Annotated in this window: 1 protein-coding gene; it reads left to right on the top strand. The window is 66.6% G+C overall.

What is annotated here, in order from left to right; genetic code table 11:
• Positions 1 to 506 (top strand): carboxyl transferase domain-containing protein (locus tag G6R25_RS24555; protein ID WP_272871469.1); only part of this gene is annotated, 506 nt, incomplete at both ends.

Genomic DNA, 506 nt, shown 5'->3' with positions numbered 1-506 from the left:
GCGGCGGTGCCGACGGATTCGCGGACGCCGTACGACGTGCGTGAGGTGATCGCGCGGATCGTGGATGGGAGCCGGTTCGCGGAGTTCAAGCGGGAGTACGGGTCGACGTTGGTGACCGGCACGGCGCGGTTGCATGGTCATCCGGTGGGGATCGTGGCGAACAACGGGGTGTTGTTCGGGGAGTCGGCGTTGAAGGGGGCGCACTTCATCGAGTTGTGTGATCAGCGGGGGATTCCGTTGGTGTTTCTGCAGAACATCGCGGGGTTCATGGTGGGGCGGGAGTACGAGGCGGGTGGGATCGCCAAGCACGGGGCGAAGATGGTGACGGCGGTGGCGTGTGCGCGGGTGCCGAAGTTCACGGTGGTGATCGGTGGGTCGTTCGGTGCCGGGAACTATTCGATGTGTGGGCGGGCGTATTCGCCGCGTTTTCTGTGGATGTGGCCGAACGCGCGGATCTCGGTGATGGGTGGGGAGCAGGCCGCGGCGGTGCTCGCCACCGTCCGCCG

This window comes from Candidatus Frankia alpina (assembly GCF_902806485.1).
GTDB classification, from domain to species: Bacteria; Actinomycetota; Actinomycetes; order Frankiales; family Frankiaceae; genus Frankia; species Frankia alpina.
This window is presented reverse-complemented; position numbering and strand designations above follow the sequence as displayed.